Annotated in this window: 15 protein-coding genes; 8 read left to right on the forward strand and 7 right to left on the reverse strand. The window is 72.7% G+C overall.

Features of this window, described 5'->3' with window-relative positions; genetic code table 11:
• The first annotated feature begins 26 nt into the window (after window positions 1-26).
• The 5 genes from ACH9D3_RS02555 to purM are packed head-to-tail and all read left to right on the forward strand — an operon-like array spanning window position 27 to window position 4,835.
• The gene (locus tag ACH9D3_RS02555) at window positions 27-1,058 is read left to right on the forward strand and encodes an asparaginase (RefSeq protein ID WP_396409734.1); all 1,032 of its coding nucleotides are present in this window, start codon (window positions 27-29) and stop codon (window positions 1,056-1,058) included.
• 3 nt (window positions 1,059-1,061) lie between these two features.
• A complete protein-coding gene (locus ACH9D3_RS02560; RefSeq protein WP_396409735.1) occupies window positions 1,062-1,427 on the forward strand; it encodes a sterol carrier family protein in 366 nt (121 codons plus the stop codon).
• Window positions 1,428-1,437: 10 nt separating this feature from the next.
• Entirely contained in the window at window positions 1,438-1,860 is a 423-nt protein-coding gene (locus tag ACH9D3_RS02565) for a hypothetical protein (RefSeq protein WP_396409736.1), read from the forward strand.
• Between the two features lie 16 nt (window positions 1,861-1,876).
• Window positions 1,877-3,673: an amidophosphoribosyltransferase gene (purF, locus tag ACH9D3_RS02570; RefSeq protein WP_396409737.1), complete on the forward strand. Its 1,797-nt coding sequence runs from the start codon at window positions 1,877-1,879 to the stop codon at window positions 3,671-3,673.
• Between the two features lies 1 nt (window position 3,674).
• On the forward strand, window positions 3,675-4,835 hold the full coding sequence (gene purM, locus ACH9D3_RS02575; protein WP_396401096.1) for a phosphoribosylformylglycinamidine cyclo-ligase: 1,161 nt from the start codon (window positions 3,675-3,677) through the stop codon (window positions 4,833-4,835).
• A gap of 138 nt (window positions 4,836-4,973) precedes the next feature.
• Here purM and ACH9D3_RS02580 read toward each other — a convergent pair whose 3' ends face one another.
• The 7 genes from ACH9D3_RS02580 to ACH9D3_RS02610 form a co-directional block, all read right to left on the reverse strand.
• Window positions 4,974-5,198, reverse strand: a complete 225-nt coding sequence (locus ACH9D3_RS02580) for a DUF3073 domain-containing protein (protein ID WP_396401097.1) — start codon at window positions 5,196-5,198, stop codon at window positions 4,974-4,976.
• A 251-nt stretch (window positions 5,199-5,449) separates the two neighbouring features.
• The gene (gene clpB / locus ACH9D3_RS02585) at window positions 5,450-8,065 is read right to left on the reverse strand and encodes an ATP-dependent chaperone ClpB (protein WP_396409738.1); all 2,616 of its coding nucleotides are present in this window, start codon (window positions 8,063-8,065) and stop codon (window positions 5,450-5,452) included.
• Window positions 8,066-8,410: 345 nt separating this feature from the next.
• Window positions 8,411-8,986 (reverse strand): hemerythrin domain-containing protein, encoded by a 576-nt coding sequence (locus ACH9D3_RS02590; RefSeq protein ID WP_396401099.1) that lies wholly within the window; start codon window positions 8,984-8,986, stop codon window positions 8,411-8,413.
• A gap of 247 nt (window positions 8,987-9,233) precedes the next feature.
• The gene (amaB, locus tag ACH9D3_RS02595; RefSeq protein ID WP_396409739.1) at window positions 9,234-10,760 is read right to left on the reverse strand and encodes an L-piperidine-6-carboxylate dehydrogenase; all 1,527 of its coding nucleotides are present in this window, start codon (window positions 10,758-10,760) and stop codon (window positions 9,234-9,236) included.
• Window positions 10,761-10,852: 92 nt separating this feature from the next.
• Complete coding sequence (gene hglS, locus ACH9D3_RS02600) at window positions 10,853-12,265, reverse strand: 2-oxoadipate dioxygenase/decarboxylase (RefSeq protein ID WP_396409740.1); 1,413 nt, start codon at window positions 12,263-12,265, stop codon at window positions 10,853-10,855.
• A gap of 35 nt (window positions 12,266-12,300) precedes the next feature.
• The gene (locus ACH9D3_RS02605; RefSeq protein WP_396409741.1) at window positions 12,301-13,491 is read right to left on the reverse strand and encodes an FAD-dependent oxidoreductase; all 1,191 of its coding nucleotides are present in this window, start codon (window positions 13,489-13,491) and stop codon (window positions 12,301-12,303) included.
• A gap of 250 nt (window positions 13,492-13,741) precedes the next feature.
• Window positions 13,742-14,407 carry an FCD domain-containing protein gene (locus ACH9D3_RS02610; protein WP_396409742.1) on the reverse strand — a complete coding sequence of 222 codons (666 nt, stop codon included), beginning with the start codon at window positions 14,405-14,407 and terminating at the stop codon, window positions 13,742-13,744.
• Window positions 14,408-14,667: 260 nt separating this feature from the next.
• Between ACH9D3_RS02610 and ACH9D3_RS02615 the strand changes: the two genes are divergently transcribed.
• The 3 genes from ACH9D3_RS02615 (at window position 14,668) to ACH9D3_RS02625 (ending at window position 18,910) form a co-directional block, all read left to right on the forward strand.
• Entirely contained in the window at window positions 14,668-16,020 is a 1,353-nt protein-coding gene (locus ACH9D3_RS02615) for an MFS transporter (RefSeq protein ID WP_396401104.1), read from the forward strand.
• A 126-nt stretch (window positions 16,021-16,146) separates the two neighbouring features.
• Window positions 16,147-17,061 (forward strand): ribonuclease Z, encoded by a 915-nt coding sequence (locus tag ACH9D3_RS02620; protein WP_396409743.1) that lies wholly within the window; start codon window positions 16,147-16,149, stop codon window positions 17,059-17,061.
• A 262-nt stretch (window positions 17,062-17,323) separates the two neighbouring features.
• Complete coding sequence (locus ACH9D3_RS02625; RefSeq protein ID WP_396409744.1) at window positions 17,324-18,910, forward strand: RNase J family beta-CASP ribonuclease; 1,587 nt, start codon at window positions 17,324-17,326, stop codon at window positions 18,908-18,910.
• The last annotated feature ends 14 nt before the right edge of the window (window positions 18,911-18,924 follow it).

Here is an 18,924-nt window from a genome sequence, read left to right on the forward strand (position 1 = left end):
CGGGACCCCGCTGACATACTGGGGCCATGCAGACCTTCACCTCGGACCGTGCCGTGGACCTCGCCGTGCTCGAGCGCAGCGGCTTCGTCGAGTCCCGCCACCGCGGCTCCGCCGTGGTCCTGGACCCGGACGGGGGCGTGGCGGTGGAGCTGGGCGACATCGGCACCCCGGTCTTCCCCCGCTCCACGCTCAAGCCCTTCCAGACCATCGCCGCCATGAAGGCGGGGGTCCCGCTGCGCGGAGCCCAGGTGGCCATCGCCTCCGCCTCCCACATCGGGGCCTTCGAGCAGCTCGACGCCGTGAGCTCGATCCTCGGGGCCGCCGGGCTGACCGAGGACGCGCTGCAGTGCCCGCCGGACTGGCCGGAGGACGAGGAGGTCCGCACGGAGCTCGTCCGGTCAGGGCGCGGCAAGGCCAGGATCTGCATGAACTGCTCCGGCAAGCACGCCGCCTTCCTGTGGGCCTGCACCGAGAACGACTGGCCCACGGACAGCTACCTCGATCCCGAGCACCCCCTGCAGCGGACCGTGCTGGAGACCGTCGAGGAGTTCTCCGGCGAGCGCGTGGCGCACGTGGGCGTGGACGGCTGCGGCGCACCCCTCGCGGCGATCTCCCTGACCGGCCTGGCCCGTGCGTACTCGACCCTGGGCCGGGCCGCGGGCAACCTGAGGGCCGACGCCCGCGCGGCCACGGTGTCCCAGTGCATGCTCGACTACCCCGAGCTCGTGCACGGGCCGGGAAGGTACAACACCGTGGTGATGGAGGAGCTGGACGTCGTGGCGAAGCTCGGCGCGGAGGGCGTGCTCGCGATCGGCACCCGCGGCGGGTGGTCGGTGGCGCTCAAGGTCCTGGACGGCGGCTCCCGCGCCAACGCCCTCGTGGGCCTGAGCCTGCTCGCCCACGCCGGGGCCGTGCCCGCCCCGGCGGCCGCCGCCGTGCTCGGGCGGGTCGTGCGCCCCGTCATGGGCGGTTCCCGTCCCGTGGGCCGCCTCCGCCTGGCGGAGCCCCTGCTGGAGCTGCTCGGTCCGGAGCTGGTCCGGGCGCTCGGGCAGGACTGACCCGTGGCCCGCCGCCGCATCGACCCCGCGGACGGGTCCCTGGCCCTGAGCACCTGGCGCGCGGACCCCGACGGCACCCCGCGCCCGGCCCTGGCCACCGCGGTGCGCTACTCCCTCGAGGAGCTCGCGGAGCGTGTCCCCGGCAACAGCGTGGAGGTGCGCGTCCCGCCCTTCGGCGTGACCCAGTGCGTGGCCGGGCCGCGGCACACCCGCGGCACGCCGCCCAACGTCGTCGAGACCGACGCCCGCACCTGGCTCGGCCTCGTGACGGGTTCCGTGACCTGGGCCGAGGCCGTCGCCGCGGGCGCCGCTGTGGCCTCGGGCACACGGACCGATCTCGCGGACGCCCTGCCCCTCTTTCCCCGGTAGCCTGGAGGGCATGAGTTCCACACCCTCCTCCCCCTCCGCGCGCCCGTCTCCGCGGAAGGGTCCGCGCCGGCGCCGCCGGCAGCGGACGGTCGCGCCGCTGGCGGCCTCCGGCAGCCAGCAGATGACCCTGCGCCGGGCTCCCAACATCTGGGCGTTCGTCCTGCTCGGCGGCGTCCTCGGCGCCGTGGTGGGAGTGCTCGTGGGGCTCTCGGGCGGAGGCAGCGCCCAGTTCACGCAGGGGGCGGTGACCCTGTTCATGGTCTCCGTGTGCACGGTGCTGGGCCTGGGGGCGGGGGCCGTCGTGGCCCTCGTGCTGGACCGCGTCTCCGTGGCCCGCGCGCGAGCCGTCACCACCGAGGTCGTGGACGGGGACGAGGACGACTCCGCCGGTGCGCCGGCGGACGGCCCCCGGCCCACCGACCCCCGAGCTTGAGAGAAGGCTGATCGACGTGGTTCGCCCTGATGGACAACTCAGCCACGACCTGCTCCCCGGAGAGAAGGGCCCCCAGGACGCGTGCGGCGTGTTCGGCGTGTGGGCCCCCGGCGAGGAGGTCGCGAAGCTGGCCTACTACGGCCTCTACGCCCTGCAGCACCGGGGTCAGGAGTCCGCCGGCATCGCCGCGAGCGACGGTCACCGCATCGCGGTGTACAAGGACATGGGGCTGGTCTCGCAGGTCTTCGACGAGGCGACCCTCACCACCCTGACCGGGCACCTGGCCGTGGGCCACTGCCGGTACTCGACCACGGGCGGGTCCTCCTGGGCGAACGCCCAGCCCACTCTGGGGGCCACCCCGCACGGGACCGTGGCGCTCGCGCACAACGGCAACCTCACCAACTCCGCGGAGCTCTACGAGCAGCTCATGGACAAGTCGGGCTTCCCCTCCCAGGGCGAGATGGCGCAGGGCAACACCACGGACACGGCGCTGGTCACCGCGCTGCTGGCCGAGCACCCGCACGGCTCGCTCGAGGACGCGGCCATGCACCTGCTCCCCCAGCTCGTGGGCTCCTTCTGCCTGGCCTTCATGGACGAGAACACCCTCTACGCCGCCCGCGACCCGCAGGGAATCCGCCCGCTGGTCCTCGGCCGGCTCGACCGGGGCTGGGTGGTGGCCTCGGAGACCGCGGCGCTGGACATCGTCGGGGCGTCGCTGGTCCGCGAGATCGAGCCGGGCGAGTTCGTGGCGGTCGACGAGCACGGTCTGCGCTCCCAGCGCTTCGCCGAGACCCGCCGCGCCGCGTGCGTGTTCGAGTACGTCTACCTGGCTCGCCCGGACACGACCATCAACGGCCGCTCCGTGTACGAGTCCCGCGTGGAGATGGGCCGCCGGCTCGCCCGGGAGCACTGGGTCGACGCGGACCTCGTCATGCCGACCCCCGAGTCCGGGACCCCGGCCGCGATCGGCTACGCCGAGGAGTCCGGCATCCCGTTCGGCAACGGGCTGGTCAAGAACGCCTATGTGGGACGAACGTTCATCCAGCCCTCGGACACCATCCGCCAGCTCGGCATCCGGCTGAAGCTCAACCCGTTGAAGTCCGTGGTGGCCGGCAGGCGGCTCGTGGTCATCGACGACTCGATCGTGCGCGGCAACACCCAGCGCGCCCTGATCCGGATGCTCCGGGAGGCCGGGGCCGCCGAGATCCACGTGCGCATCTCCTCGCCGCCCATCAAGTGGCCGTGCTTCTACGGCATCGACTTCGCGTCCCGCGCCGAGCTGATCGCCAACGGCCTCGGGGTCGAGGAGATCCGGGCGTCCCTCGGGGCCGACTCCCTCGGCTACATCTCCGAGGACGGGATGATCGAGTCGACCCTGCAGGGGCGCGGCGAGCTGTGCACCGCGTGCTTCTCCGGGACCTATCCCACCCGCCTGCCGGACGCGGACAAGCTGGGCAAGAACGTCTTCGAGACCCGCACGCCGGTGGACTCCTCGCCCCGCCGGGCGGCGGCCGGACCGGGCGTGGCGCAGCGTCCGGAGCACGCCTCCGCGGTGTCCATCGACACCCGTCCCTCGGCCACCGACGGACTCTCCCCCCGGCACGCCGGGGGCACGAGAATCTCCGACGCGGACCCCGGCACGCAGGAGACCTCCACCGGGTGCGACCCCGGACCGGACTCCGACCTCGAGGACCTGCTCCTGCCGGAGGACCGGATCCCGGCCGAGCCCACCACCGCGCCGGCCTCCCGGCCCGCAGCCCGGCCCAGCACCCCGCACCAGACCGCCCAGCACCAGACCGCGAAGGACGCCTGACATGGCCCAGTCCCCCTCCTCCACGAACCGCACCGTCACCTACGCCAGCGCGGGCGTGGACGTCGAGGCGGGAGACCGCGCCGTGGAGCTCATGAAGAGCGCGGTCAAGGCCACGCACACCCCGGGCGTGGTCGGCGGGGTCGGCGGGTTCGCCGGTCTGTTCGACGTCTCGGAGCTGCTCGCCTACCGCAGGCCCTACCTCGCCACCTCGACCGACGGCGTGGGGACGAAGGTCGCAATCGCCCAGACCCTCGACGTGCACGACACGATCGGCTTCGACCTCGTGGGCATGGTGGTCGACGACATCGTCGTGGTGGGCGCCAAGCCGCTGTACATGACCGACTACATCGCGACGGGCCGTGTGGTGCCCGAGCGCATCGCGGACATCGTGCGCGGCATCGCAGCGGCCTGCGAGCAGGCCGGCACCGCCCTGGTCGGCGGCGAGACCGCCGAGCACCCGGGACTGCTGCGCCCGGACGAGTACGACGTGGCGGGCGCCGCCACCGGCGTGGTCGAGGCCGACGAGCTGCTGGGCCCGGATCGCGTGCGCGCCGGGGACGTGGTCATCGGCATGGCGTCCTCCGGGCTGCACTCCAATGGGTACTCCCTGGTCCGCAAGGTCATCAACGTGGCCGGGTGGTCCCTGGACCGCCAGGTCTCCGAGCTGGGCCGCACCCTGGGCGAGGAGCTGCTCGAGCCCACCCGTGTCTACGCCGCCGACGTCCTCGACCTCGCGGCCGCCTTCCCCGTCAACGGTCCCGGCCGGACCACGGGCCACGGCGTCCGCGGCTTCAGCCACGTGACCGGCGGCGGTCTCGCCGCGAACCTCGCCCGCGTGCTGCCCGCCGGGCTCGAGGCGACGGTGGACCGCAGCACGTGGGAGCTGCCCGCGATCTTCCAGCTGATCGGCCAGCTCGGCAACGTCCCGCTGCCGGACCTCGAGCGGACCCTCAACCTCGGCGTGGGCATGGTCGCGATCGTCGACCCGTCGGTCGCCGAGGACGCCGTCGCCCACCTCACGGCGCGCGGCCTGAGCTCGTGGGTCATGGGCACCGTGGCCGAGATCGACCCGGACGCCGACCACGGCGGCCCCGACCGGGTGCAGGGCGCCAAGGGCGTGGACGGCGGCGCCGTGCGCATGGTCAGCACCTACGCCCGCTGACCGCCCCGGGGAGCACGGCGAACGCCCCGTCGGCCTCGGGTGGCCGGCGGGGCGTTGCGGGGGACGCAAAGAAGGTGCTCGTCCTGGACGGGCACCTGGTTGCGCGATATCGGTGGAGACGAGCGGAGCTCCCGGTGCTTACCGGCGGAAGTCCTCGTCGTAGTCGTCGGCGTACTTGTCGACGTAGGCCGAGTAGTCGTCCTCGTCCTCCTCGACGGTCTCCTCGACCGGTTCCCGCAGCGGGGGCATCTGCTCGCTGCCGCGCAGTTCCCGCTGGAGTGCCGTGAGGTCGGTCTGCGGGCTGAAGTACTTCATCTCCCGCGCCTGCCGTGTCGCCTTAGCCTTTTGACGGCCGCGCCCCATGGCGTGACCCCCTCTGTCTCTTGGTCCGGACGGCGGCACTCAGGCACAGAGTACGGCCCCGGAAATGTCGTATGAATGGTTCGTGAGACCAGGGTACATGGTTTGTCAGCCCCTCGCGCCCGGCCCCGCGCCCGGGCGCGGGACTGTCGGCAACCTCACGGGAGGCGCCCCGGACGGGGTCCGGGGCCGCGCGGTGGCGGACCCCGGCCGGGCTCCCCCGGCGGTGGCCCGCCACCCCTGCCGAGCGGATCTCAGCCCGCGGCGCGGGCCTCCCCGGCGGCGGCGGTGACGGTGAGCCCGTCCGCCACGACGTCGGCGTCGACGTCCACCCGGACGGTGTCGCCGTCGGTGACCGCTCCGGAGAGGATCGCCCTGGCGAGCTTGTCGCCGATCTCGCGCTGCACGAGCCGGCGCAGCGGACGCGCGCCGTAGGCCGGGTCGTACCCGGTGATGCCCAGCCACTCGGTCGCCGCCGGTGTGACCTCCAGGCTCAGGCGGCGCTGCCCGAGGCGCTCGGCCAGCTGGGCGACCTGGATGTCCACGATCCGGCTCAGGTCGGCCGTGGAGAGCGGCTCGAACAGGATCACGTCGTCGAGCCGGTTGAGGAACTCGGGCTTGAACGAGGCGTTGACCACGTTCATCACCGCCTGCCTCTTCGTCTCCTGCTCGACGGTCTGGTCCACCAGGAACTGGCTGCCCAGGTTGGAGGTGAGGATGAGGATCACGTTGCGGAAGTCCACCGTGCGCCCCTGCCCGTCGGTGAGCCGGCCGTCGTCGAGGACCTGCAGCAGGATGTCGAAGACGTCCGGGTGGGCCTTCTCGATCTCGTCGAGCAGGACCACCGAGTACGGCCGGCGCCGCACGGACTCGGTGAGCTGCCCGCCCGCCTCGTAGCCGACGTAGCCGGGAGGGGCGCCGACCAGCCGGGACACCGTGTGCTTCTCGCCGTACTCGGACATGTCGATCCGCACCAGCGCGCGCTCGTCGTCGAACTGGAACTCCGCCAGGGACTTCGCGAGCTCGGTCTTGCCCACGCCGGTGGGGCCCAGGAACAGGAACGAGCCGATCGGCCGGTCCGGGTCGGAGATGCCGGCGCGGGAGCGGCGCACGGCGTCCGCGACGGCCCGCACGGCCCGGTGCTGGCCGATGAGCCGCTTCCCGAGCACCTCCTCCATGTGCAGCAGCTTGTCGGTCTCGCCCTGGAGCATGCGCCCGGCGGGGATGCCGGTCCAGGCCGAGATCACCTCGGCGACGTCGTCGGCCGTGACCTCCTCCGAGACCATGGTGTCGTGCGGGGCGGAGGTGTCCTCCTGCTCCTGGGCGACGTCGAGCTCCTTCTGCAGGGCCGGGATCTCCCCGTAGAGCAGCCGGGAGGCCTCCCCGAGGTCGCCCTGGCGCTGGGCCATCTCGGCCTGCGAGCGCAGGTTGTCGATCCGCTCCTTGAGGTCGCCGACCCGGTTCAGGCCGGCCTTCTCCGCCTCCCAGCGGGCGTTGAGCGCGTCCAGGTCGGCCTTCCTGTCCGCCAGCTCCTGCCGCAGCGCCGCGAGCCGCTCGACCGACGCCGGGTCGGTCTCGCGCTCCAGCGCGAGCTCCTCCATGGTCAGGCGGTCGACGTCGCGGCGCAGCTGGTCGATCTCCTCCGGTGCGGAGTCGATCTCCATGCGCAGCCGGGAGGCGGCCTCGTCGACCAGGTCGATGGCCTTGTCCGGGAGCTGCCGGCCCGGGATGTACCGGTTGGACAGCGTGGCCGCGGCGACGAGGGCGGAGTCCGCGATCTGCACCTTGTGGTGGGCCTCGTAGCGCTCCTTGAGGCCGCGCAGGATCGCCACCGAGTCCTCGACGGAGGGCTCGCCCACGTAGACCTGCTGGAAGCGCCGCTCGAGGGCGGCGTCCTTCTCGATGTTCTCGCGGTACTCGTCCAGGGTGGTCGCGCCGATCAGGCGCAGCTCGCCGCGGGCCAGCATGGGCTTGAGCATGTTCCCGGCGTCCATCGAGCCCTCGGCGGCGCCGGCGCCGACCACGGTGTGGATCTCGTCGATGAACGTGACGACCTGGCCCTCGGACTGCTTGATCTCCTCGAGTACGGCCTTGAGCCGCTCCTCGAACTCGCCGCGGTACTTCGCACCGGCCACCATGGACCCGAGGTCCAGGGAGATCAGCGTCTTGCCGCGCAGGGACTCGGGGACGTCCCCGGCCACCATGCGCTGGGCGAGGCCCTCGACGACGGCGGTCTTGCCGACGCCGGGCTCACCGATCAGGACGGGGTTGTTCTTCGTGCGGCGCGAGAGCACCTGCACCACCCGCCGGATCTCGGAGTCCCGCCCGATGACGGGGTCCAGCTTGCCCTCGCGGGCCATGGCGGTCAGGTCGGCACCGAACTTCTCGAGCGCCTGGAACGTGCCCTCGGGGTCGGGAGTGGTGACCCGGCGGTCCCCTCGCACGGACGGGACGGCGGTCCTGAGCTGCTCGGGGCCGGCGCCCGCGCCGCACAGGACCTCCCCGACCCTCCCCTCGTGCTGGGCGAGGCCGTACAGGAGGTGCTCGGTGGAGATGTACTCGTCCCCGAGGGACTTGGCGAACTGCTCCGCGGCCTGGAGGACCTGCAGCGCGCCCCGGTTGAACTGGGCCTGCGCCGTGGAGGACCCGGAGGCGGAGGGCAGGGCCTTGATGGCGGCGCTGGCCTGCGCGGAGACGGCGTCGACGTCGGCCCCGGTGGCCTTCAGGACGGCGACGGCCACCCCCTCGCGCTGGTCCAGGAGGGCCTTCAGGAGGTGGGCGGGCTCGACCTGGGGATTGCCCGCGGTCGAGGCGTTGGCGGAGGCGGCGGAGAGCGCCTCCTGGGACTTGGTGGTGAACTTGGTCTCCACTGCGGCTCCTTGAGGACGGACGGACGGGGACGAACCGACCCGGGCGACCCGCGCTGACGAATGCGGTCGGGCAGTTCAGCTAACCTGAGTCTATCGCACTCAACCCTGGGTGGACAGGACGTATTCCCGCAGCTCCCCGGACGAGGGAGCGCCGTCCGCCACCGCTCCGTCCACCACCGCTCCGGAGCACCACCGCTCCGGAGCACCGCGGCCCGGGCGTGCCACCGCCGCGGAACCCCTGCGCTGCCCCGGCGTCGGCACGGCACGGACCCCTGCGGGGCGAGCCTCGGGAGGTGCTCGCCCCGCGGGGGTCCGTGGGGGTGGTGCCGGGGTCGCGCCGCGGGCCTAGCCGGTGCTCCGCCCCGTCAGCCGGTCGCGGAGCCGGTCGATCATGCCGACACCGGGCCCGACGGTCTTGTGGAACAGCGCGGAGTGCGGGGCGGAGGGATGCGGCCGGGTCGGCGCCAGCTTCTTGGCGTTCTGCACCTTCTCGCCCAGCTCGACGAGGTCCTCGGCCGGGATGTGGGCGCGCAGCTTGGGGAACTGGTCGGACTCCTCGTCGTCGATGTGGTGGCGCAGCTGCGCCTGCAGCTCACGGACCAGCTCCATGAACTCCGGGTCGGAGGCGTCGACGCCCTCCACCCGCTTCATGACCTGGACGATCTCGTCGTGCTCCTGCTTGTCGTGCTCGACCTCCTCGGCACCGCCGGGCAGGTGCTTCTTCATCACCGGGTAGACGTGCATCTCCTCGGCGACCGCGTGGCGCATGACCTCCGCGATCACCGTGTCGGCCAGGTCCCGGCGCCGGTCCGCGTCCGGAGTGCCCTCGATCTGGCCGAGCAGCTCGAACATCTCCCGGTGGTCGGTCGTGAGGATGTCGACGACATCCCGGACCGGTCCGTCGGCGTGGGTGTCGGTCATGGGAGGTGCCTCCTCGGCGTCGTGGTTGCGTGGTGGTGCGGTTCCGCGGCCGGCAGCACCGGGGCGCAGCACCCTGATCCGGCCGCCCTCGGTCCGCCGTCCGACAGCGCGCTGATCACTCCTGACTCTAGGCCGCCGGGCACCGGCGGACCAGGCCTCGCAGGGTCGTGACGCGGTCCCCGGCAGGGCTGCGACCGGCGGCAACGGGGCCGGCCGGCCCCGTTGCCGCCCCTGACGGTCCGGTGGCTCAGACGAACTCGACCCCTTGGGCCAGGGGCAGCTGCCCGGAGTAGTTGACGGTGTTGGTGGCCTGGCGCATGTAGGCCTTCCACGAGTCCGATCCGGACTCCCGTCCGCCACCGGTCTCCTTCTCCCCGCCGAACGCCCCGCCGATCTCCGCACCGGAGGTGCCGATGTTCACGTTGGCGATGCCGCAGTCGGAGCCGGCCGCGGAGAGGAACCGCTCGGCCTCGGCCTGGTCCTCGGTGAAGACCGCCGAGGACAGCCCCTGCGGCACACCGTTCTGCAGCTCGATCGCCTCGGCGAACTGCGAGTAGGTGAGCACGTAGAGGATCGGGGCGAAGGTCTCCTCCTGCACGACCTCGCTCTGCGCCGGCATCCGCACGATGGCCGGCTGCACGTAGAAGGCGCCGGGCTGCTCCTCCGCCAGCACCCGCTCCCCGCCGGTCAGCACCGTGCCGCCCTGCTCCTCGGCCGAGCGCAGCGCCTCTTGCATGGCGTCGTGGCTGCGCTCGTCGATCAGCGGGCCCACCAGGTTCGTGGCCTCGCGGGGGTCCCCGATGCTCAGGGTGCCGTAGGCCTGGACCAGCTTCTCCGTGAGGACGTCCACGACGGACTCGTGCACGATCAGGCGCCGCATCGTGGTGCAGCGCTGTCCCGCCGTGCCCACGGCGGAGAAGACGATGCCCCGCAGGGCGAGGTCGAGATCGGCACTGGGGGCGACGATCGCGGCGTTGTTGCCGCCCAGCTCCAGCAGGGCCCGGCCGAAGCGGGCGGCCACGCGCGGGCCGACCTCCCGGCCCATGCGCACCGATCCGGTGGCCGAGACCAGGGCCACCCGGGGGTCGTCGACGAGACGCTCGCCGCCCGCACGGCCGGCGAGCACGAGCTGGTGGATGCCGGCCGGCGCCGCGCAGTCCGCGGCGGCACGGCGCAGCAGGGCGTCGGCGCCGAGCGCGCAGAGGAGAGCCGTCTCGGAGGGCTTCCACACCACGGTGTCGCCGCAGACCAGGGCAAGGGCGGTGTTCCAGGAGTGGACGGCCACGGGGAAGTTGAAGGCCGAGATCACGCCGACCACGCCCAGGGGGTGCCACGTCTCCATGAGCCGGTGCCCGGGGCGCTCGGAGGGCATGGTGCGGCCGTAGAGCATGCGGGACTGGCCGACGGCGAAGTCGCAGATGTCGATCATCTCCTGCACCTCGCCGAGGGCCTCCGAGGTGATCTTGCCGGCCTCGGCCTGCACCAGCACGGCGAGGTCCGCCTTGTGCTCGGCGAGCAGCTCGCCCCACCGCTTGACCACGGCGCCGCGCGCCGGCGCCGGGACGTCGCGCCAGCCCGGGAAGGCCTCGTGGGCCCGGCCCACGGCCGCGGTCACGTCCTCGTCGGAGGCCGCCGGCAGGGTGGTCAGCACCTCACCGGTCAGGGGGCTGCGGGCTTCGAGCTCGCCGGAGAGGGCGTCGACGTCGACCCCGCACGCGCGGAGGGCGCGGCGGACGTCGGCGGCGAGGGTGGTCTCCTGGGCGGTCTGCGACATGGTGTCTCTCCTTGGGCTCGAGTGTGCTCACGTGTGGTGCGGTGTGCTGAGGTGGGCGCGCCCCGGGCGGGCACGGGGTGCGGGTGCGGTGCTCAACGTGCGACGACGGCGGCGGCGAGCTGCTCGCGCAGCCGGGCCACCGACGCGTCCTGCTGACGCCGGTACAGGTCGTGGGGGTCGGCGACCGGACGGCCGACGATGTCGGACAGCACGGTGAGGTCGTAGTCGGTGCCGGTCCGGGCGTCGTCGCGCGAGCCCTCGTCGCTGAGGTTGGAGCGGAAGATCCCGGCGGCGGACCGGGGCAGGAAGTCCTCGTAGACGATGGGCTCCGGCACCGCGACGCCGGACTCGACCAGCACCGCGAGCTCGGTCTCCGGGCCCGGACGGTCCTCCCCCGCCCGGGCGAGGGCGTCCGGGTCGAGGACGTAGGTGAAGTACGCCAGGCCCTGGACCGCCAGCTCCTGCTCGGTCCGGGGCAGGTGCTCCTCCCACACGGAGCGGGCGACGTCGACCCGGACCCCGCCGCCCTCCCCGGCCGCCAGCCGGCGGTCGGTCTCGTCGATCATCCGGTCGTACAGGTCCCGTCCGGCCCGGGTGAGGGCGATGCCGCGCTGCTCGACCTCCCCGAAGCGCACCCGCAGCTCACCGGGGCCCACGGTGCCGTCCTCGAAGCGGAAGACCCGGTCCTCCGCGAGGGCGCGGAAGGAGGTCTGCCGCAGCAGCACGTCGGGACCGTCCCAGCGCGGCGGCCCCTGGATCTCGTCGATCATCGTGATCCCCAGCGCCTGCATCCGGGCGTAGAGGTCGTCGATGTCCAGCACGCGCGGCGTGAGGTGGTTGATGTGGGTGGTGGGGACCCCGCCGATGTCGGCGGCCACGGCCGAGACGGCCTCGAGCTCCCGGTACCAGGCGTGGTCCACCGGGTCACCGGAGAGCTCGAACGCCCCGGTGGCCAGGTCCAGCAGCCGCTCGGCGTCGTCGTCCGCCAGGCCCCCGTGCTCGGCGGCCCGGTCCGCGAGGTCGAGCAGCTCCTCCGGGAACAGGGTGCGGTGGTCGAAGAACTCCTGGAGCCGCTGCTGGAGCACCGGGTCGAAGAAGCGGGGGTCGTCGGCGGCGAGCATCGAGGTGAAGACCCGGAACGGGTTGCGGGCCAGCTCCTCGGGCTCGACGGGGCGGAAGGCGGTGGAGACCACCGGCACGGAGGACGACGAGGCGTCGCGCAGGTCGTAGAAGCCCACGGGGTGCATGCCGAACGCGGCGAAGACCCGTGCCACATGCGCCATCTCCCGGGGCGAGCCCACCCGGATCGCGCCGTGGCGCTCGGCCGTGACCCGGTCGATGCTGCCCAGGCGCTGCGCGTCGGCGCCGTGGCGCGCCAGGAAGTCCTCGTTCACGGCGGCCGAGACGTCGACCAGGGTGGTGTAGGCCGGCACCTCCGCGCCGTACATCGTGGACAGGCTGCGGGCGAACCGGGCCCGCAGCTGCCACAGCTGCTGGAAGGTCATGGCGGTGGTTCCTCTCGACGTGCTCGGGACGGGGTTCAGATGATGTTCACTTCGTGCAGCCCGGACGCGGCGGCGGAGAAGCGGTCCGCGGAGAAGTGGCCGGGGTCCAGGAAGGACGGGCGCCCCAGGAAGAGGTCGGCCACCAGCTCCCCCACTGCGGGGCCCTGGAGGAACCCGTGCCCGGAGAACCCTGTGGCGTAGAAAAAGCCGGGCAGCTCGCGGGCCTCGCCGATGAGTGCGTTCCGGTCCGGGGTGTTCTCGTAGAGGCCGGCCCAGCCGCCCTCCAGGTCGGGGTTCTCGAGCTGCGGGGCGCACACGCCGGCCGCGGCGTTCAGCTCGGGCAGCCAGTCGTAGTCGAACTCGCGGGCGAACCCGGGCTCCTGCTGGTGGGAGATGCCCAGCAGCAGCCCGTTGCGGTAGTTGTGGTGGTAGAACGTGGTCGAGAGGTCCAGTGTGAAGGGCACCGTCGGGTAGGGGACCACCCGCTGGCGCGTGAGGCCGATGAGGCGCCGGACGGGGGTGACCGGCAGGTCCACCCCGACCATGGCGCCGATCCGGGCGCTCCACGCCCCGGCGCAGCACACGACCGCACCCGTGCGGATCGTGCCCCGGTTCGTGGTCACCGACTCGACGCCGCCGGCGTCGCGCTGGACGTCCACGACCTGGGTGCGGTCGAGGATCGTCACGCCGAGCGCCACGGACGCGGCCGCGTAGGCGGCGACCACCGCACCCGGGGCCGCGAACCCGTCCCCGGGGGAGAACGAGGCCCCCGTCAGCGCCGCCGGGTCGAGCAGCGGGTTGATCTCGGCGGCCTCGCGGGGGGACACCATGCGGCTGTCGACCCCCAGTCCGTTCTGGACCTCGGTGGCTCCCTCCAGGTCGGCGACCTCCGCCGCGGACCGGCACAGGAACAGGTAGCCCACCTGCTGGAACCCGATGTCCGCCCCGAACTGCTGCGGGAAGCGCCGGAAGGCCTCCAGCGAGCGACGGCCGAGCTCGATGTTGCCCGGGTCGGAGAAGTTCGCCCGCACGCCGCCCAGGGGCTTGGCGGAGGACCCGCTGCCCAGCTCGGCGCGCTCCACGACCACGATGTTGCGCACCCCCCGGACCGCGAGGTGCCAGGCGGTGCTCAGGCCCATGATCCCGCCGCCGACGACGACCACGTCGGCGGCCGGGGGCTGGACGGTGGCATAGGTCGGGTCCAGCTCGACGATCTGGTCCACCACGGGCCCTCCCTCCGCCGGCTCCGTCCGAGCTGGCTCTCCGACCCACGCCGCCTATGTCATCGGTTATCGATAACCAGCATGATCGGGTGCCCGGCGCCGGTCAAGGGTCGGGTCCGTTCTTCTCGCGACCGGGGCACTCTTTCCCCGGGCCCGGGCCCGGTTCCGGCGCCGAGGGCCGCCCTACCCACCGCGGGGTGCGGCACCGGTCCGTCCCCGGTCCGCCGCAGCCTCCCGCCGGGTGACCGGACGTTCACGGGCGGGCGTAGTCCAGGTGGCGGACCATCCGCTCGGCCGCGAGCTCCGGGTCGCCGCCGACGACGGCCTCGGTGATGCCCCGGTGCTCCGCGGCGGAGCTCTCCAGCAGCCCGCGCTCCTGCAGGTGGTAGGAGCCATTGATGCGGGACTGGTCCCGCAGGTTCTCCACGATCGCGGTCCACCGGGCGTTCCCGAGCAGGCCCACGAGGGCCGCGTGGAAGCGCTGGTCGGCCTCGAGGTACTCCAGCATCCCGTCCGCGGCGGCCGCGGCCACGGTCTCCTCCGTCAGCCTCCGCAGCAGGACCGCGTCCTCGGCCGTGACGCCGGACTCGGCCACACGGCGCACCGCCTCCACCTCGACGAGGCGGCGGAGGTCGTAGACCTCCTGCCTGTCGCGGTCCGTCAGCTCCACCACGCGGAAGCCGCGGTTGCGGACGAGTTGGAGCAGGCCCTTGTTGGCCAGGGACATCATGGCCTCGCGGGCGGGGCTGTTGGACACCCCGAGGCGGGCGGCGAGGGCGTTGGCGGAGTAGATCTCCCCCGGCCTCATGGCCCCGCTGAGCAGCGCCCGGCGGATCAGCGCCTCGGTCGAGTCCTTGAGAGTGGGGCGCGAGAGTTCCACGACGTGGAGCGCGTCGTCCCAGGCGTCGGTTCGCTCCATCCGCCCTCCAGCCTGCCCCTCGTTCCGCGCGGCCCCTGCGGGAGGCCTGTCGACGTCCTGAAGAACATAGCAGTCGGCCCCGGGCCGCGCCGGGTGCGCACGGAGCGCGATCCATATCACACACATGTTCGATCTGTCCAAGATCACACTCCCGAGGCGTTGGATGTCCTCGAGATCGTCCGTAGCATCGAACGTGTCACCTCGTTGGGCTCGCCGACGCGCCTTCCTCACCCCCCTTGCTCCACACGGAAGGACCAGCCATGTCCGCACCTCGCACTGCCGTGCTCCAGGTGGTCAACGCCCCGGACCGCAACGGCATCCGCCTCGCCCTCCTCGCCCTCGCCCTCGGCGGCTTCGGCGTGGGCACCACCGAGTTCGCCTCGATGGGCCTGCTCCCCTTCATCGCCGAGGACCTCGACGCCTCGATCCCCGCCTCCGGGCACGCCATCGCGCTCTACGCGCTGGGCGTGGTGGTCGGCGCACCGCTCATCACGTCCCTGACCTCCCGGGTGGAGCGCAAGACGCTCCTGCTCGGGCTCATGGGCGCGTTCACCGCGGGCAACGTCCTGTCGGCGGCCGCCCCCTCCCTCGAGTGGCTGTACGTGGCACGGTTCCTCTCGGGCCTGCCCCACGGCGCCTACTTCGGGGTCGCCGCAGTGGTGGCCTCCTCCCTGGTGCCGCGCGAACGGCGCGGCACGGCCGTGGCCCGCGTGGCCCTCGGCCTCACCGTCGCGAACATCGTGGGCGTGCCCCTCGCCGCCGTGCTCGGCGGGACCCTCGGCTGGCGGTCCGGCTACGGGCTCGTGGTGGTCATCGGCCTGCTGACCGTGGCCGCCCTCGCCCTGTGGGTGCCGCGCACCCACAACGGCGGCGGCGTCTCCGTGGCCCAGGAGATCCGCGCCCTGGGCCGCCCTCAGGTGGCCCTCACCCTCGTGGCCGGGGCGGTGGGCTTCGGCGGGATGTTCGCCGTGTACACGTACATCTCCCCGATCCTGACCGAGCTCAGCGGCCTCGGCATCTCCGCGGTGCCGTGGGTGCTGGCCGTGTACGGGGTGGGCATGACCGCGGGTTCCCTGCTGGCGGGCCCGCTGCTGGACCGCTCCATCGAGCGGACCGCCCTGGGTGCGGGCGCCGTCTCCGGCGTGGCACTGGCCTTCTTCGGCCTGTTCGCCCACTCCGCGGTCGCAGCCGTCCTGGGGGTGCTGTGGATCGGCGCCATGGGCGCCCTCTTCAGCACCGCGCTGCAGATGCGCCTGCTCCGCGAGGCCAAGGACGCCCCGTCCCTGACCGCCGCCATGAACCACGCGGCCTTCAACCTGGCCAACGCCATGGGCGCCTTCCTCGGCGGCACCGTCATCTCCGCCGGCTGGGGCTACCGCTCCCCCGCGTGGGTGGGGGTGGGCCTGGCCGTGGCCGGCCTCCTGGTCCTGGGCTACGCGACGCGCCTGCACCGGACAGGGACGGCACCCGTGTCCTCCCCCGTGGACACCCGGTCCCCGTTGGCCGTCCGCACCTTCTCCGGTCTGGTCGTCCTCCTGCCCGAGCCGGCGCTCGCCGGGCCGGTCCCGGCGAACAGCGCCCGGACCATGGACTGGGTCGATCTCGGCCGGTGACCGGCGCAGCAGCGCCCGGGGATCCGCACGGTCCCCGCACACGACCACCCGGGGCGCTGGACGCCGTCGTGACGGTTCCTGTCGAACTCCCGAGGAGCTCCGCGCCGGGGTGGCACACTCGGTTCCATGCATGAGCTCGTCGTGCTCGGCACCGCCTCCCAGGTCCCCACGCGCACCCGCAACCACAACGGGTACCTGCTGCGCTGGAACGGCGAGGGCCTGCTCTTCGACCCCGGCGAGGGCACCCAGCGGCAGATGACCCTGGCAGGCGTGTCGTCCCACCGGGTCACGCGCATCTGCCTCACCCACGTCCACGGCGACCACTGCCTCGGGCTGCCGGGGGTGCTCTCGCGCATGGTCCTGGACGGCGTCGCCCACCCGGTGCACCTGCACTACCCCGCGTCCGGCGAGGACGTGGTCCGGGCGCTGGTGTCCCTCGCGACCCCCGGCCTCGATCTGCGGCGGCACCCGCACGCCGGCCCCGGTCCGGTCGCGGCAGGGCTCGAGGTCCGGCCCCTGCTCCACCGCGTGGAGACCTACGGCTACCGGCTCGTGGAGCCCGACGGCCGCACGTTCCTGCCGGACCGGCTCGCCGCGGCCGGGATCACCGGCCCCGACGTCGGCCGCCTCCGGCGCGAGGGGCGGCTGCGCGGAGTGCGCCTCGAGGACGTGTCCGAGCCGCGACCGGGCCGGCGCTTCGCCCTCGTCATGGACACGGCGCCGTGCCCGGGCGCCGAAGAGCTCGCCGACGGAGTCGATCTGCTCGTGGCCGAGTCCACCTTCGCCGACGACGACGCCGCCCTCGCCGCACGGTACCGCCACCTCACCGCCGGCCAGGCGGGTGCGCTGGCCGCCGGCGGGGGCGTCGGCATGCTCGTCCTCACCCACTTCTCGTCGCGGTACACCGACGTCGACCGGCTCGCCGAGCTGGCGCGGGTGCGTGCCGGCGGGGCGACCGTGGTCGCCGCACAGGACCTCGACCGGATCGTGCTCCCCTCGAGGCGGCGCCCCGGCCGCGCGCCTCGAACAGCCCCTCGCTGAGCAGCCGGCCAGGGAGCGGCGGGGCCCGCTCGTCGGCATCGGGACTGCCTTGACGTTAGAGTTGGTCCAGACTTCCCGGTGCCGTCGCGCACCGCGCGCGGACCGAGCTCGACGAGAGCCGTCCGCGCTGACCGGCTCCACCCCATGATGAAAGCGTGATCCTTTGGCCACTCCCTCTCGTAAGCTCAAGTCTCCGCCGTCGTTGCCTGTGGGGGGGTTGCGGGTGATTCCGTTGGGGGGTTTGGGGGAGATCGGGCGGAACATGACGGTGTTCGAGTTCGGGGGGAAGTTGTTGGTGGTCGATTGCGGGGTGTTGTTCCCGGAGGAGCATCAGCCCGGGATCGATGTGATCCTGCCGGATTTCACCGCGATCCGGGATCGGTTGAAGGACATCGTGGGGATCGTGCTCACGCATGGGCACGAGGATCACATCGGGGGGGTGCCGTATCTGCTCAAGGAGCGCCCGGACATCCCGGTGATCGGCTCCGAGCTGACGTTGGCGTTCATCACCGCGAAGCTCACCGAGCACCGGATCACCCCGACCACGGTGCACGTGGAGGCCGGGGACCGGCATGTGGCGGGTCCGTTCGAGTGCGAGTTCGTGGCGGTGAACCATTCCATCCCGGACGGGTTGGCGGTGGCGATCCGCACGGACGCGGGGTTGGTGCTGCACACCGGGGACTTCAAGATGGACCAGTTCCCGCTGGACGAGCGGATCACGGATCTGCGGCACTTCGCGCGGTTGGGTGAGGAGGGGGTGGATCTGTTCCTCACCGATTCCACCAATGCCGAGGTCCCGGGGTTCACGACCTCGGAGCGGGATCTGACCCCGGCGATCGATCAGGTCTTCGCCACCGCCCCGAAGCGGATCATCGTCTCCAGTTTCGCCTCGCACATCCACCGGATCCAGCAGGTCCTCGACGCCGCGCACGCCCACGGGCGCAAGGTCGCGTTCGTGGGCCGGTCGATGGTGAAGAACATGGGCATCGCCGCGGAGCTGGGGTATCTGAAGATCCCGGCCGGGTTGGTGGTGGATTTCAAGAAGCTGCGCTCCATGCCCGAGACCAAGGTCGCCCTGGTGTGCACCGGGTCCCAGGGGGAGCCGCTGGCGGCACTGTCGCGGATGGCCTCGGAGACCCATCAGATCCGGCTCTCCCCGGGGGACACGGTGCTGCTGGCGTCGTCGTTGATCCCGGGCAACGAGAACGCGATCTACGGGATCATCAACAAGCTCACCGATCTCGGGGTGAAGGTCGTGCACAAGGGCAACGCGAAGGTCCACGTCTCCGGGCACGCCTCGGCCGGGGAGCTGGTGTACTGCTACAACATCGTGCGTCCCACCCACGTGCTGCCGGTGCACGGGGAGTCCAAGCACCTGCACGCCAACGCGGAGCTGGCGATCCGCACCGGGATCGATCCGGGCAAGGTGCTGATCGGCCGTGACGGCACCACGGTGGATCTGATCGACGGGCGGGCGAGGATCTCCGGGCAGGTCGAGGCCGGGCTGGTCTACGTCGACGGGCACACCGTGGGCAAGGTCACCGAGGAGACCCTGGTGGAGCGGCGGATGCTGCAGGAGGGCGGGGTGGTGACCGTGGTCGCGATCGTCGACGCGGACACCAACGCGCTGACCGAGCCGTTGGAGTTCATCGCCAAGGGCTTCGTGCACGACGCCCAGGTCTTCGACGGGGCCGTGGCCAAGGTCACCGCGGCCCTGGGCCGGGAGTCCGCCGCCAAGCTGGAGGACCTCGAGGACCTCGAAGCGCTCATCGCCCAGACCGTCACCCGCCACCTGGAGCGGGCCTACCGGCGGGCCCCGCTGGTCACCGTCGTCGTCATCGACGCCTGACCCCCACCCACCCC

It is taken from the genome of Kocuria kalidii (assembly GCF_044462225.1).
Lineage (GTDB): Bacteria > Actinomycetota > Actinomycetes > Actinomycetales > Micrococcaceae > Kocuria > Kocuria kalidii.

Bases quoted from the DNA above. Each gene is read 5' to 3' on its own strand.
- ACH9D3_RS02555 (WP_396409734.1), top strand. From the start codon at position 27: ATGCAGACCTTCACCTCGGACCGTGCCGTGGACCTCGCCGTGCTCGAG.
- ACH9D3_RS02565 (WP_396409736.1), top strand. From the start codon at position 1,438: ATGAGTTCCACACCCTCCTCCCCCTCCGCGCGCCCGTCTCCGCGGAAG.
- purM (WP_396401096.1), top strand. From the start codon at position 3,675: ATGGCCCAGTCCCCCTCCTCCACGAACCGCACCGTCACCTACGCCAGC.
- ACH9D3_RS02580 (WP_396401097.1), bottom strand. From the start codon at position 5,198: ATGGGGCGCGGCCGTCAAAAGGCTAAGGCGACACGGCAGGCGCGGGAG.
- ACH9D3_RS02590 (WP_396401099.1), bottom strand. From the start codon at position 8,986: ATGACCGACACCCACGCCGACGGACCGGTCCGGGATGTCGTCGACATC.
- amaB (WP_396409739.1), bottom strand. From the start codon at position 10,760: ATGTCGCAGACCGCCCAGGAGACCACCCTCGCCGCCGACGTCCGCCGC.
- hglS (WP_396409740.1), bottom strand. From the start codon at position 12,265: ATGACCTTCCAGCAGCTGTGGCAGCTGCGGGCCCGGTTCGCCCGCAGC.
- ACH9D3_RS02610 (WP_396409742.1), bottom strand. From the start codon at position 14,407: ATGGAGCGAACCGACGCCTGGGACGACGCGCTCCACGTCGTGGAACTC.
- ACH9D3_RS02615 (WP_396401104.1), top strand. From the start codon at position 14,668: ATGTCCGCACCTCGCACTGCCGTGCTCCAGGTGGTCAACGCCCCGGAC.
- ACH9D3_RS02620 (WP_396409743.1), top strand. From the start codon at position 16,147: ATGCATGAGCTCGTCGTGCTCGGCACCGCCTCCCAGGTCCCCACGCGC.
- ACH9D3_RS02625 (WP_396409744.1), top strand. From the start codon at position 17,324: ATGACGGTGTTCGAGTTCGGGGGGAAGTTGTTGGTGGTCGATTGCGGG.